Source organism: Streptosporangium sp. 'caverna' (assembly GCF_003203775.1).
GTDB classification, from domain to species: Bacteria; Actinomycetota; Actinomycetes; order Streptosporangiales; family Streptosporangiaceae; genus Streptosporangium; species Streptosporangium subroseum.
In genome coordinates, this window is record NZ_CP029711.1 from 5611396 (window position 1) to 5624536 (window position 13141).

Below are 13141 nucleotides of genomic sequence, written 5' to 3' on the forward strand. Positions count from 1 at the left end.
GGTGCCTCAAAGGGCTACTCCCCCGCCGAAACGATGATTCGAGCCCCACCGGTCACAACGGTCACCTGTTGATGCGGTCACTGATGAGGCCCGAACCGCCCCGGCTGCGGCGATGGTTGCTTCCCGGGCCGTCGTTGCTCAGGACCACCGACTGCGTGGCGGCGGCGACCTGCCAGACTCCCGCGCCCTGCGCGTGAGATGTCTCAGCGACGGCGCTCGGAACCACACCGAGGGCGGCGGCCAGTGCCGCTGCTCCTGTCCATGCCGACGCCCGTGCGATGAGATGCATGTGGAAACTCATGTGCTTCTCCTGTCGGATTTACGCTCGATCCCCGGCGCCCTGGTGTTCGTCAAACGGCGCTATGGCGAGGTCGAGTGCTGTGCGATCGGACGGTCGAGTCCGATGATCGACTGCGGTGCCGGCGTCGTCCGGTCAGGCCGGGGCCAGGCATGGGCTCTGCGGTCGCCAGACCAGAGTGCTCACTCGCTCTCCGACGGCGTGACCGTTCATCAGCAGCCCTCCAGTGACATCTCTCGACTACATCAAGCTTCGCTCCGAAAGGCCCCGGATTCATCACCGCTAGCGCGAATTCTCACCCCTGGCGGGCTGGGGACCTGGCATACCTGCTAGCTGCAACGCGCGGGCCGGAGCCCCGATCACCGTGGTCGTGGTCTCGGAAGCTCCGGCCGCGTCATGCGTGCTCAGGTTCAGATGTGGGCCCTGAGGCACTTCCTGAGCGCCTCCCTGGAGCTCAGCCGCTGCGGAGCCGCCTTCGCGAGCGCCGCGTTGCGCATCTGCAGATACTTGTCCCCAGCGGCGTTGTAGGCCTGCAGCGCCTTCGCCTCGGCGGGATTCATCGCCTGCATCTTGGCCCCGAGCTGGCTCGGGGTCATGTTCTGAGAGAGCTTGTCGACGTCGGCGGCCGCACCGGCCTTCACCAGAGCGTCGTAGGCGGCCTTGACACCCGGGGCGGCGTCGACGTTCTCGATGGCGTCCTCGGCGTTCATCAGTGCGAGCTGCTGCTGGGCACACGGTGCCGGAGCGGCGGGAACGGCCGCGACGGCGGTGGTGGCGGTGGCCGCGGTGGCCAGGGCGGTGAGAAGGCCGACGGTGACCAGTGCCGGCGCGGCGATACGGATACGCATGATGCTCCTGTAAGTGCTGAGGGTTGATTTTGCATGTGACCTCATGCACCAGAATTACTCCGAGTAATCACGCGAATACTCCATGACGGAGTCAGGGATTGATCAAGTCCGCCTCTGCCGACGCCCTGGATCGGCCCTCATGACCTCAGATGAGGGCGGATCAGGCAAACCGCGATCCCGTTGACAAGCAGGGACTCAGCGCCCGTCGCCGCGCCGCCGGGAACCCCGCCACAACACGATCATCGGGATCAGCGCGCCCACGGCCGCCCCGCAGATCAGACCCAGGATGGTGCTCGAATCGCCGTCCAACATGCCGATCCGCGTCAGGGTCACCGCCGCCAGCGCCAGCATGGCGGCGACGAGGGCGTAGAACTTCGGGCTGAGGAAGATCCCGCGCCGGGGAGCCTGGGGTGGGGCGGTCAGCTCCGCGGCGGGTCCCAGACTGGCGGCTCTGGGGCGTTTGAAGTATTCGAAACGCAGCCATGTGCCGCACGGTTCCCAGCCGTCGGGGGCGAGCCGGTCGAGCACGTCCTGGCGGCGGCCGGGCGCGATCAGCTCTCTGCTGTACTCCCACTGCTGGGGGTGCTCGGGGTCGCGGGTGCAGACGAACAGACCCTTCGCATCGACCGTGCCGACCTCCCAGCCCTGGGCGCCGTACTCGTTGAGCATCTTGACGTCGTGGAACAGGTCGGCGGTCCAGCGCCAGGTGCGTGCGCCCGCGGCGGGTTCGGCGGGCGGGGCCGAGGTGACGGCCAGCTCCCGGGCCAGATCGGCCGCCTGGCCGAACTCCTCCTCGGGGTCGCCACCGCTCTCGGCGAGGTAGCCGGCGAGCTCTTCGAGCGTGACCTCGACCCGGTCGGCCGGCATGCCCTCCCGGGCCAGAAGCGCTGCGAGCTCGTCGAAGTAACCCCGGGCCGTCTCGGCGGAGTTGTCGCTCATCGGATCTCCCCTTCGTGTGAATCCGCGGGCTGAGGTGTCTGGACGCCGCCTTTGACCAGCGCGGCGCGCACCGACTCGTCGAAGCCCAGCCAGAGCCCACCCTGCTCGGCGAGCGTCTGCCTGCCCTGGTCGGTGAGCTGGTAGTAGCGGCGGCCGGGCCCTCGCTCGGTCACCCGGAACTCGGCGGAGACCAGCCCCGCCTCCTCCAGCCGGTTGAGCACCGGATAGAGGGTGCCGCCCTTGATCTGGCCCAGGCCCGACTCGGCGAGGTCTTTGACGATCTCGTAGCCGTAGTTCTCGCCGGCCGTCAGACTGGCGAGAACCAGCAGGTCGAGCACACCCTTGAGCCAGCTCGCACGTCGGTCGCTCATCATGGTAGTGATCCTATCTAGCCTGCGTTGCCAACTAGTTCACGGCGCGGCTGCGGGACGAGCAGCAGGCCGCGCAGGTCGATCAGGGCGTGCAGCAGGATCGGCATGAGCAGGCTGCCGGTCCTCAGGTAGAGCGCGGTCAGGCCGAATCCGATCAGGGTGACCGCGAGCATGCCGCGCCAGCCCTGATAGAGGTGGCCCGCGACGAAGACCGCCAGGGCGGCGAAGGCGGCGACATTCTCGCTCAGGCCGAAGACGCCCATGCCGACCGCGATGAGCAGGCCCCGATAAACGATCTCCTCGGTGATGCCGGCGGTCACCGACAGGCCCGCCGCATACCAGCGTTCAGCCGCGGTGCGCGGCAGCAGGTGGGTGACGGCCTGCTGGCCGGGGATGGACTTTCCCCTGGCCGCCAGTCGTCTGAGGACGAACACGCCGATCGCGGCGGCGACCAGGAACCCGGTGATCGTGCCGAGGGTGTCGCTCGGCGGATTCTTGATCACCAGGCCGATGCCCGCGGCGTCGAGGCCCGGTTCCACGGCGACGATGAGCAGTGCCACGGCGGCCAGCGCCCACAGCTCGGCGCACCAGAGCGTGCACATCCGGCGGTAGACCACGGGGTCCTGGTCGCGGGAACGGGCCAGCCTGTCGTAGGAGCGCCTGCCGAGCAGGGGACTGACGAAGGCCAGATAGCCGACCAGGGCGGCCGACAGGACGAGGGTCAAGGGGGTGAACGACATCGGGCTACTCCTTAGGTGCCGTGCTACCTAGACGGTAAAGCAAGCTAGTTAGATATACAACCTAGGTTGTGCCTCGGCCTATATCTGAACGTGCCCGATGGCGGCGGTTCGAGGGCTTACATGTCGCTAACCTCCACCTCCGTAGACATGGACGCACACCGCGAGGCGTCCGACCTCGCGGGGGTGGAGGTGCGTTCACATGACTTTCCGGCGTACGGCACTGCTCGTCGGGGTGTTCCCGATCCTGGCCCTGGCCGGGTGCGGCGGGGCGCCCGCCGAGGTCGGCGTCGCCTCGGTGGCCAAGACCGGTGGGGCCTCGCCCGAGGCCTCACCCTCGACGTCACCCGATCCGCTCAAATTCGCCCAGTGCATGCGCGAGAACGGGATCGACATGGCCGACCCCGAGCCAGGCGGCCCGGTCAGGCTCGACGCCAGGAGCAAGAGCAAGGGCGTCCTGGAGAAGGCGCAGAAGGCCTGCGGCAAGTACATGGGGGGCGGAGACGGAAAAAGACGCATCGATCCCAAGGACCAGGACCGGTTTCTCGCGTTCGTGAAGTGCATGCGTGAGAACGGCGTCGACATGCCCGATCCCGAGATCGAGGGCGGCACCGTCAGGATGCGGCGTCCCCAGGGCGGCAGCGACGCCGCCATGGAGAAGGCGCAGAAGGCCTGCGAGGATCACCTGCCGGGGCGGCCGGGCACGTCGGAAGGACTCGTCGGCTGAGCGCCGGCGTCGCGGGCCCGCGGCAGTCGCACCGTGACCGACAGGCCGCCGCCGGCCCGCGGCACGGCGGTCACGGTGCCGCCGTGCACCACCGCGATGGCCCGGACGATCGACAGGCCCAGGCCGGCGCCCCGGGCCGAACCGACCCGGTCGTGCAGGCGGCGGAACGGCTCGAACAGGTCGCCGGCCTCGTGCGCGGGGATGAGCGGACCGGTGTTCTCCACGACGAGCGTGAGCTCCTCCCCCGCCGCCAGCCGTATCTCGACATGCCCGCCCCTGGTGTTGTATTTGATGGCGTTCTCGACCAGGTTGAACACGCAGCGTTCGAGCAGCAGCGCGTCACCGGAGGCGGGCGCGGGCGACAGCTCCGCCCGCAGCGTGATGTCGCGCCGCTCCGCCTTGGCGCCGAGTTGCTCCATCACCGACTCCGCGACGTGCTCCATGTCCACCGGCCTGCGCGTGACCAGCTCGTTCTCCGAGCGGGCCAGCAGCAGCAGCCCCTCGATGAGCCGCTCGTGCCGCGCGTTGACGCCGAGCAGTGCCCGGCCGAGCGAGTGCAGGTCGTCCGAGGCGTCCGGCTCCTCCAGCGCCACCTCGATCAGCGTCCGGTTGACGGCGATCGGCGTGCGCAGCTCGTGCGAGGCGTTGGTGACGAACCGGCGCTGGGTGTCGAAGGCCCGCTGGAGCCGGTCGAGCATGGCGTCGAAGGTGTCGGCCAGCCGCTTGACGTGGTCGGACGGCCCCTCCAGCGCGATGCGCTCGTGCAGGGTGCTCTCCGACAGCCGCTCGGCGGTCCTGGTCACCCGCTGCAGCGGGCGCAGCGCCCGGTCCGTCATGATCCAGCCGAACAGGGTCGCCAGCACGGCGATCACCACGAGCCCGATCGCCGAGTTGCGCATCAGCTCGGCGAGCACGTCGTCCATGCCCGTCTCCACCTGCTGGGCCAGCTTGTCGGCCACGTGGACGAACAGCTGGTTCTGCCGCGGCACCGGCTCCTGGCCGATGATCTTGGGGACGGACACTCGGGCGACGATCCGCTGCTCCATGGCCCGCGCCGTCAGCGCGTACGTCACCCAGAGCAGCACCGCGCCCGCGCCGAAGAACAGGCCGCCGTAGAGCATGGTGAGCCGTGCCCGCAGCCCGAACCCGCGCCGCTCGCGCAACCGCGCCCCGAGGCGGCCGGCGAGGAACCGGCGCGGCACGCCGGAACCGGCCGGAAACGGGCGCGGCACGCCGGAACCGGCGAGGAACCGGCGCGGTGTGTCGGAGCCGATCGGAGACGGGTGCGCCGCGTCGTGTCCGGTCACAGCCGGTACCCCCGCCGGGGAACGGTCTCGATGACCGGCGGATCGCCGAGCTTCCTGCGCAGCGTCGTCATCGCCACCCGCAGCGCCCCCGTCCCCGACTCGTAGTACTCGTCCCACGCCTCGGCGAGCAGATCGCGGGTGCGCACCACCTCGCCGCCGGCCCGCAGCAGCACCCCCAGCAGCGCGAACTCCTTGCGGGTCAGCGTGACGCGCCTGCCGTCCCTGGCCACGGTCCGCCCCGCCGGGTCCAGCCGCACGCCCGCGCGTTCCAGCGCGATCGGGCGGGCCGGCGCCGTACGCCGGGCCAGCGTGCGAATCCTGGCCACCAGCTCGGTGACCGCGAAAGGCTTGGGCAGGTAGTCGTCGGCGCCCAGCCCGAGCCCGTCCACCCGCTCGGCCACCCCGCCCATCGCGGTCAGCATCAGAATCCTGCTGCCGCCGCCCATCGCGACCAGCCGCCTGCACACCTCGTCGCCGTGCAGCTCCGGCAGGTCGCGGTCGAGCACCACCACGTCGTAGTCGACGTAGCCCAGCCGATCCATGGCCTCCGCGCCGTCATAGACGACGTCCACCGCGATGGCTCGCCGCCGCAGGCAGTGGGCGATGGCATCGGCCATCTCGTTCTCGTCCTCGACAACCAGCACGCGCATGCCTGCACCTCCGCGGACCAGCGTGAACCATCCCGTGTTAGGGCGCGGTAAGCCGGTTCACGCTTACGAGGCGCTAACGCCGGCCGCCGTAGAAATCGGACCGTGCCGCCAGGCGTACGCCCTGCCGGCGCGGAGGTGACAGGCATATGACGGAGCAGGAGCAGGAGGTGGGGACGAGAGATGAGACGCAAGGGAGCCGCGCTGACCGGGGCCGCTGTGGCCGTGGTTCTCGGCGGCGCGGCCGTCGCGGCGGCGAGCTTCGACGATTCCGGGGGCACAGGGAACACAGGGAACACAGCCGGGGCGACCGCGCCCCCCGTGCCGTCGGTGACGGAGATTACCCGGGGCGACCTGGTGGACACCAAGTCGGTGGGAGGGCGGCTGACGTACTCGGGAGAGCACAGGATCGCCGCTGAGGTGAGCGGCACGGTGACCTCGGTGCCGGCCGAGGGCGGCGTGGTCCGGCGGGGCCGCTCGCTGCTGAAGGTGGACCGCAGACCGCTGGTTCTGATGTACGGCAGGGTGCCGCTGTACCGCCCGCTGCGGCTCGGCGTGGACGACGGGCCGGACGTCGAGCAGCTCGAACGCAACCTCAGGGCGCTCGGCTACGGCGATGACATGACGGTGGACGAGGAGTTCACCTACGCCACGCACACGGCGGTCGCGGAGTGGCAGGAGGACCACGGCCTGCCGGAGACCGGTGGCGTCGACGCCACCCAGGTGGTCTTCCTGGACGGCCCGGTACGCGTGGCCGCCGCGAAGGTGAAGGTCGGCGACAAGGCGCGCCCGGGCACGCCGGTCCTCACCCTGACCGGTACCCGCAGGGTCGTCCAGGTGGACCTGGACACCGAGGACCAGGAGATGGCCCGCAAGGGCGCCGGGGTGACCGTGGAGCTGCCCGGCGGGCGCGAGATCAAGGGGAAGGTCACCTTCGTCGGGTCGGTCGCCCAGACCGCGGGCGGCGAGCAGGGCGACGACGGGTCCTCGACGATCGACGTCGAGATCACCCTCGGCAAGGGCTCCACCGGGAAGCTGGACCAGGCGCCGGTGACGGTGAGGATGGAGAGCGAGCGAGTGAAAGACGTGCTCGGGGTGCCGGTCGAGGCACTGCTCGCCCTGCGCGAGGGCGGCTTCGCCGTCGAGGTCGTGGAGGGCTCGGCGACCCGGCTGGTGCCGGTGGAGACCGGCGCGTACGGCGGCGGCAGCGTCGAGATCAAGGGCGAGGGATTGTCCGAGGGCATGAAGGTCGGGGTGCCGAAGTCGTGAACGTCGTTGAGCTCGCCGGGGTGACCAAGGTGTACGCCGGTGAGGTGGCGGCACTGCGAGGTGTGGACCTGGAGATCCGCGCCGGCGAGCTGATCGCGATCGTCGGCCCGTCCGGCTCCGGCAAGTCGACCCTGCTGCACATGATCGGCACCCTCGACCGGCCCACGGCCGGCACGATCAGGATCGCCGGCCACGACGTCGGCAGGCTCTCCGACCGCGAGCTGTCCGCGCTGCGCTCGCGTCACCTGGGCTTCGTCTTCCAGCAGTTCCACCTGGCCGCCGGGGTGAGCGCCCTGGACAACGTCGCCGACGGCCTGCTCTACAGCGGCCCCGGCCTGCGCGAGCGGCGCGAGCGGGCCGCCGCCGCGCTGGAGCGGGTCGGGCTCGGGCACCGGCTCGGGCACCGGCCGGGACAGCTATCCGGCGGCGAGCAGCAGCGGGTCGCGGTGGCCAGGGCGGTGGTCGGCGAGCCGCCCCTGCTGCTGGCCGACGAACCCACGGGCAATCTCGACACCGCGGCCGGCGCCGAGGTGCTCGACGTGCTGAGCGGCCTGCACGCCTCGGGCACCACGATCGCCGTGATCACCCACGACGACGAGGTCGCCGGGTGGGCGCCGCGCCGCGTACGGGTCAGGGACGGCCTGATCGTCGCCGACGACACTCCCCGGCCGCGCGGGACACCTTCGGGGGCCGGCGTCGGGGACTGTCTCGTCGTCGCCGGCGACCATGTGGAAGACACCGGGGAGGTCACTCGATGAGCGAGGCGAGCGAGCGGCTGTCGCCGTCGCGGCTGCGCGGGCGCGACGTGCTCAGGGTCGGCGCGGCCGGGCTGCGCGCCCGGCCGGCCCGGGTGTTCCTGTCGGCGCTGGGCATCGCGATCGGCATCGCCACCGTGGTCGGAGTGATCGGCATCTCGTCCTCCTCCAGGGAGGACCTGCTGCGACAGCTCGACCGGCTCGGCACGAACCTGCTGACCGTCGAGGCGGGGCAGACCATGTTCGGCGGCGAGACCCGGTTGCCGACCGGCTCCCTGGACATGGTGCGCAGGATCGCGCCGGTCACCACCGCGGCCGCGACCGGGAGCGTGGACGCCACGGTCCGCCGTACCGGCATGATCTCCGAGAACGTGACCGGGGGCATCGCCGTACGGGCCGCCGACGGCGAGCTGCTCACCACGCTGGAGGGTGAGATGCGCTCGGGGACGTGGCTCAACGCGGCGACCGGGCGGTACCCGGCGGTCGTGCTCGGCTCGGTGGCCGCCGAGCGGCTCGGCGTCACCAGGCCGGGCGTCCAGGTGTGGATCGGCGGCCGGTGGTTCACCGTGGTCGGCACGCTCGGCGCGCTGCCCCTGGCGCCCGAGATCGAGCGCTCGGCGCTGGTCGGGTTCGAGGCCGCCGCCCGCTACCTGGGCTTCGACGGGCACCCGACCACGATCTACGAGCGGTCCGCGGACGCGGCCGTCGAGGCGGTGCGCGACGTGCTGCCGCGTACGGTCAACCCGGAGAATCCCGAGGAGGTGAACGTCAGCCAGCCCTCGGACGCGCTGGTCGCCAAGGCGGCGGCCGCCGGCGCGTTCACCAACCTCATGCTCGGCCTGGGCGCGGTGGCGCTGCTGGTCGGCGGGGTCGGCGTGGCCAACACGATGGTGATCTCCGTGCTCGAACGGCGAAAGGAGATCGGCCTGCGCCGCTCGCTCGGCGCGACCCGCGGGCAGGTGCGCACCCAGTTCCTCGCCGAGTCGCTGCTGCTGTCGGTACTCGGCGGCGCGGCCGGAGCCGTGCTCGGCGCGCTGGCGACCTTCGGCTACGCGACGTCCAAGGACTGGCCCGCGGTGGTGCCGTCCTGGGCGTTCGGCGGTGCGGTCGGCGCGACGCTGGTCATCGGCACGGTCGCCGGGCTGTACCCGGCGATGCGCGCCGCCCGCCTGCCGCCCACCGAGGCGCTGGCGACGACCTGATCAACGGCGGAGCGGGGGTCCCGGCCGGGACCCCCGCTCCGTTTACCCGCGGTGCCTCACCGACCAGGTCCGGGCCGCACCCACCGGCCTGATCAGGCTCACCGGGCTCACCGGCCTGATCAGGCCTACCCGGCCCACCGGACCCATCGGGCCGATTTGGCTAACTGGGCTAATTGGGCTCACCGGCCGACGCGGCCGCGTGGCACGCGCCGCGGCCGTCGGCCCTGGCGACGATCCGCCCCGCCTCGACCCGGACGGCGGCCTCGGTCCCGTCGCTGACGGCGGGCACGCCGGCCGCCGCGGCGAGGGTGCCGGAGGTGTCGTAAACCACCTGTAGGCGCGGCCACGCCGACGGCGGGAAGGCCTGGCGCAGGCAGACGCGGAGCTCGGCGATGACCAGCCGTGCCAGCGGCGCCAGCTCGCCGGGGTCGCCGGTGACCAGGACTGCGGTGACCGTGGCCGTGGGCGGTGCGGCCCGTACGGCCTCCTCGGCGGCCTCAAGCCGGTGCAGCCCGAGGATCGCCACCACGCCGTCGTCTGCCAGCCGCGCGGGTTCGCCGCGGATGACGTCCGCGGCGGGCGGCGGGGACCACGGCTCGTCGGCGGGTCGCGCCCGTGGAACGTAGGCGAGGTGCGGAGGCTGCCACGTGTCGCCCAGATCGAGGTCCGCGAGCTGTTCGCAGACGCTGACGACATTGAAGGGGTCGGCAAAACCAGGGGCGGCGGCGGCCATCTGGCCTGCGCCGTACAGGGTCGTGAACGCGACCTCGGCCACGGACACCAGGCGGCCGGTGGGCTCCTCGGGCGGGCGCAGCCGCTCCAGGGCCAGTCCGAGCAGGATCGCGTCGAGCTTCATCAGCTGCGCGAACGGCAGCCGGGTCCGCTCGTCGGCGAGGACCTCGGACAGCAGGTCCATGCCGAGCCGGGCCGGGCTGTGCTGCTCGTCGGTGGCGAGGGGGAGCCGGGCGACCCAGGCGCGGGCGAACGCGCCGAGCGCCTCGCGGGCGGTGCCGCCGGACTCCAGGTCAGGCGGCGTGGCGTCGTGCTCGGCGAGGTCGGCCAGGACGGCGAAGTAGAGGGCCCGTTTGCCGGGGAAGTTGGAGTAGACCGCGCCGCGGGTGAGCCGGGCGCGCTCGGCGATGCTGTCGATCTTGGCGTCGCGGAAGCCCCGCTCGGTGAACTCCTCCCTGGCCGCGGCCAGCACCTTGGCGCGGTTGCGCTCCTGCATTTCCGCCCTGGTGAACCGACCCATCGTCCTCTCCGTTCCGGCTGCCCGATCGTCTGGATCAACGATACCCGGGGCCGTGCATATGATGAGAACATCTGGTTTTATCATCCGAAAGTCTGGGGCATCCATGACCGATGTGAGCGACGTTCCCGGGATCGACCTGACCGACCCCGAGGTGCTGCGCGACCCCGCCTCCGCCTACGGACGCGTCCGGGAGCTCTCGCCCCTGGCACGGCTCCTGGCCCCCGGCATGCGCCCGATGTGGGTCCTGACGCGGCACGAGGACGCCAGGGCGATGCTGAGCGACCCGCGGTTCGAGCTCGGCGCCGACAGCTTCACGCGGCCCCCCGGCATCCCCGAGCACTGCCTGGCCTACATGCGGACCATGCAGGAGATGGAAGGACCGGAGCACGCGCGGCTGCGCAGGCTGGTGTCGCCCGCGTTCACCCCGCGCCGCGCCGTCGATTTCCGGCCGCGGATCGAACCGATCGTCGAGAGCCTCCTCGACGACCTGCCGAACCATGCCGAGGGCGGCTCGGTGGACCTTCTGGCGCACTTCGCGCGACCGCTGCCGATCGAGGTGATCTGCGAGCTGGTCGGCATCGCCGAGACCGACCGCCCCCGCTGGCGGGAGTACGGCGCCGCAGTGGCGGCCGGCTGGGGCCAGGCGTTCGCCGACGCCATCCCCGGCATCATGGAGGGGGCCAAGGCCGCGGTCGCGAGCCGGAAGGCCGAGCTCGGCGACGACCTGATCTCAGACCTCATCCGCGCCCAGGCCGACGACGGGGGCCGGCTCGGCGACGCCGAGATGGTCACCCTGGTCTGGAACCTGGTCCTCGCCGGGCAGACGCCGACGAACCTCATCGCCAACGCCGTCGAGACCCTGCTCCGCCACCCCGGCCAGCTCGCCGCGCTGCGCGAGGACGCCGGCCTCATGCCCCGCGCCGTCGAGGAGCTGACGCGCTGGTCCGGGCCGCAGCTGCTGAGCATTCCCCGCCGGCCGCGGGAGGACGTCGAGATGTTCGGCGTGCTGATCCCCAAGGGCGAGCCCGTCACCGCCTCCGTCGTCTCCGCCAACCGCGATCCGCGTGCGTTCGCCGACCCCGACCGGTTCGACATCAGCCGCGTCGCTGGATCATCGGGACATCTCGGGTACGCTCACGGACCACACTTCTGTCTCGGGGCCTCGCTGGCTCGGGCACAGACCGAGGTCGCGCTCGCCGCGCTGCTGCGCCGCTTCCCCGATCTGTCGCTCGCCGACGCGCAGGCCCCGGGACGCGTCCCCGACCCGGGCACCTGGCGTCTGGCGTCGCTGCCCGTGACCCTCTGACCATCCAGGTCCGACGTGGTCCTCCCGCGTTACGGACCGCACAACCGTTGAGGAGACTTTTCCACGTGGCACGCATCGCCGATGACGGCAACCTGTTGAAGTGCACGTTCTGCGGGAAGAACCAGAAGCAGGTCAAGAGGCTCATCGCGGGGCCGGCCGGCGTCCACATCTGCGACGAGTGCGTCGAGCTCTGCAACGAGCTCATCGAGGAGGAGCTCGGCGCGGCCTCCGAGGCAGGACAGCGGGAGCTGCCGAAGCCCCGGGAGATCTACGAGTTCCTCGAGCAGTACGTCATCGGGCAGGACAACGCCAAGATGGTCCTCTCGGTGGCGGTCTACAACCACTACAAACGCATCCGGCCGGGAGCCGGCGGGAACGGGCAGAACCCCGCGAAGGAGGAGCCGGTCGAGCTCGGCAAGTCCAACATCCTGCTGATCGGCCCGACCGGCTGCGGCAAGACCCATCTCGCCCAGACGCTCGCCCGGATGCTCGACGTCCCGTTCGCGATCGCCGACGCCACCGCGCTCACCGAGGCCGGCTACGTCGGGGAGGATGTCGAGAACATCCTGCTCAAGCTGATCCAGGCCGCCGACCACGACGTCAAGAAGGCCGAGACCGGCATCGTCTACATCGACGAGATCGACAAGGTCGCCCGGAAGAGCGAGAACCCGTCGATCACCCGCGACGTCTCCGGCGAGGGCGTCCAGCAGGCGCTGCTGAAGATCCTGGAGGGCACGGTCGCGAGCGTGCCGCCGCAGGGCGGCCGCAAGCACCCGCAGCAGGACTTCATCCAGATCGACACGAGCAACGTGCTGTTCATCGTCGGCGGCGCGTTCGCCGGCCTGGAGCAGATCATCGAACGACGGGTCGGTCGCAAGGGCGCCGGGTTCCTCGCCGCGATCCACACCGGGGAGGAGCGGGAGCAGGACGCCTTCGCCGAGGTCACGCCCGAGGACCTGCTGAAGTTCGGGCTGATCCCTGAGCTGGTCGGCCGGCTCCCGGTGGTGTCGACCTTCCGGCAACTGGACCGGACGGCCTTGGTCCGGATCCTCACCGAGCCGCGCAACGCGCTGATCAAGCAGTACCAGAAGCTCTTCGAGCTCGACGGTGTCGAGCTCGAGTTCACCGAGGACGCCATCGGCGCCATCGCCGAACAGGCGCTGCTCCGCCGTACCGGCGCCCGAGCGACCCGGGCGATCCTCGAAGAGGTCCTGCTCGACGTGATGTTCGAGGTGCCGAGCCGGGACGACGTGGCCCGCGTCGTGATCGACCGCGACACCGTGCTCAGCAACGTCAACCCGACCCTGGTGCCGCGCGAGCAGCCCGATCGCACCTGGGACAGCCCCGAGAAGTCCGCCTGAGTCGTTTCCCGGGCCGGATGCCCGGCGTTCCCCGGACGCGGATGCCCGGCTCGTGAAGCGGAGCCCGGCATCCGCGTCCGACCGAGCGGCTACGCCGGCCGGCAGGGGCCGGTGGTTCGACC

General features: G+C 71.2%; 14 protein-coding genes. 6 read left to right on the forward strand and 8 right to left on the reverse strand.

Translation table 11 applies throughout. The annotated features are described in order from the left end of the window. Positions 1-61: 61 nt before the first annotated feature. From DKM19_RS24870 to DKM19_RS24890, 5 genes are all read right to left on the reverse strand, one after another. The gene (locus DKM19_RS24870; RefSeq protein ID WP_110698824.1) at positions 62-301 is read right to left on the reverse strand and encodes a hypothetical protein; all 240 of its coding nucleotides are present in this window, start codon (positions 299-301) and stop codon (positions 62-64) included. A 407-nt stretch (positions 302-708) separates the two neighbouring features. Next, entirely contained in the window at positions 709-1146 is a 438-nt protein-coding gene (locus DKM19_RS24875; protein WP_110698825.1) for a hypothetical protein, read from the reverse strand. A 195-nt stretch (positions 1147-1341) separates the two neighbouring features. Then, positions 1342-2085, reverse strand: coding sequence for a hypothetical protein (locus tag DKM19_RS24880; RefSeq protein ID WP_110698826.1), 744 nt, complete (start codon positions 2083-2085; stop codon positions 1342-1344). Continuing rightward, positions 2082-2459, reverse strand: coding sequence for a PadR family transcriptional regulator (locus DKM19_RS24885; protein WP_110698827.1), 378 nt, complete (start codon positions 2457-2459; stop codon positions 2082-2084). Before DKM19_RS24885 ends, DKM19_RS24880 begins: the two co-directional genes overlap by 4 nt. Before the next feature lie 14 nt (positions 2460-2473). Further along, a complete protein-coding gene (locus DKM19_RS24890) occupies positions 2474-3196 on the reverse strand; it encodes a CPBP family intramembrane glutamic endopeptidase (RefSeq protein WP_110698828.1) in 723 nt (240 codons plus the stop codon). 199 nt (positions 3197-3395) lie between these two features. Between DKM19_RS24890 and DKM19_RS24895 the strand changes: the two genes are divergently transcribed. Next, entirely contained in the window at positions 3396-3920 is a 525-nt protein-coding gene (locus DKM19_RS24895; protein ID WP_110698829.1) for a hypothetical protein, read from the forward strand. Here the strand turns inward: DKM19_RS24895 and DKM19_RS24900 are convergent. After that, positions 3875-5227 carry a HAMP domain-containing sensor histidine kinase gene (locus DKM19_RS24900; protein WP_110698830.1) on the reverse strand — a complete coding sequence of 451 codons (1353 nt, stop codon included), beginning with the start codon at positions 5225-5227 and terminating at the stop codon, positions 3875-3877. The genes DKM19_RS24895 and DKM19_RS24900 overlap by 46 nt on opposite strands. Next, positions 5224-5877 (reverse strand): response regulator transcription factor, encoded by a 654-nt coding sequence (locus tag DKM19_RS24905; RefSeq protein ID WP_110698831.1) that lies wholly within the window; start codon positions 5875-5877, stop codon positions 5224-5226. Before DKM19_RS24905 ends, DKM19_RS24900 begins: the two co-directional genes overlap by 4 nt. A 180-nt stretch (positions 5878-6057) precedes the next feature. On the opposite strand from DKM19_RS24905, the gene DKM19_RS24910 reads away from it, so the two are divergent. The 3 genes from DKM19_RS24910 to DKM19_RS24920 are packed head-to-tail and all read left to right on the forward strand — an operon-like array spanning position 6058 to position 9100. Beyond that, entirely contained in the window at positions 6058-7143 is a 1086-nt protein-coding gene (locus DKM19_RS24910; RefSeq protein ID WP_110698832.1) for an efflux RND transporter periplasmic adaptor subunit, read from the forward strand. Beyond that, a complete protein-coding gene (locus tag DKM19_RS24915) occupies positions 7140-7901 on the forward strand; it encodes an ABC transporter ATP-binding protein (protein WP_110698833.1) in 762 nt (253 codons plus the stop codon). Before DKM19_RS24910 ends, DKM19_RS24915 begins: the two co-directional genes overlap by 4 nt. Then, a complete protein-coding gene (locus DKM19_RS24920) occupies positions 7898-9100 on the forward strand; it encodes an ABC transporter permease (protein WP_110698834.1) in 1203 nt (400 codons plus the stop codon). Before DKM19_RS24915 ends, DKM19_RS24920 begins: the two co-directional genes overlap by 4 nt. A 169-nt stretch (positions 9101-9269) precedes the next feature. Here the strand turns inward: DKM19_RS24920 and DKM19_RS24925 are convergent, their stop codons facing one another. Continuing rightward, positions 9270-10352, reverse strand: a complete 1083-nt coding sequence (locus tag DKM19_RS24925; RefSeq protein ID WP_110698835.1) for a TetR/AcrR family transcriptional regulator — start codon at positions 10350-10352, stop codon at positions 9270-9272. A gap of 103 nt (positions 10353-10455) precedes the next feature. Here DKM19_RS24925 and DKM19_RS24930 point away from each other — a divergent pair, with 103 nt between their 5' ends. Beyond that, a complete protein-coding gene (locus DKM19_RS24930; protein WP_110698836.1) occupies positions 10456-11658 on the forward strand; it encodes a cytochrome P450 in 1203 nt (400 codons plus the stop codon). Between the two features lie 65 nt (positions 11659-11723). Continuing rightward, on the forward strand, positions 11724-13019 hold the full coding sequence (gene clpX, locus DKM19_RS24935; protein WP_110698837.1) for an ATP-dependent Clp protease ATP-binding subunit ClpX: 1296 nt from the start codon (positions 11724-11726) through the stop codon (positions 13017-13019). Positions 13020-13141: the final 122 nt, after the last annotated feature.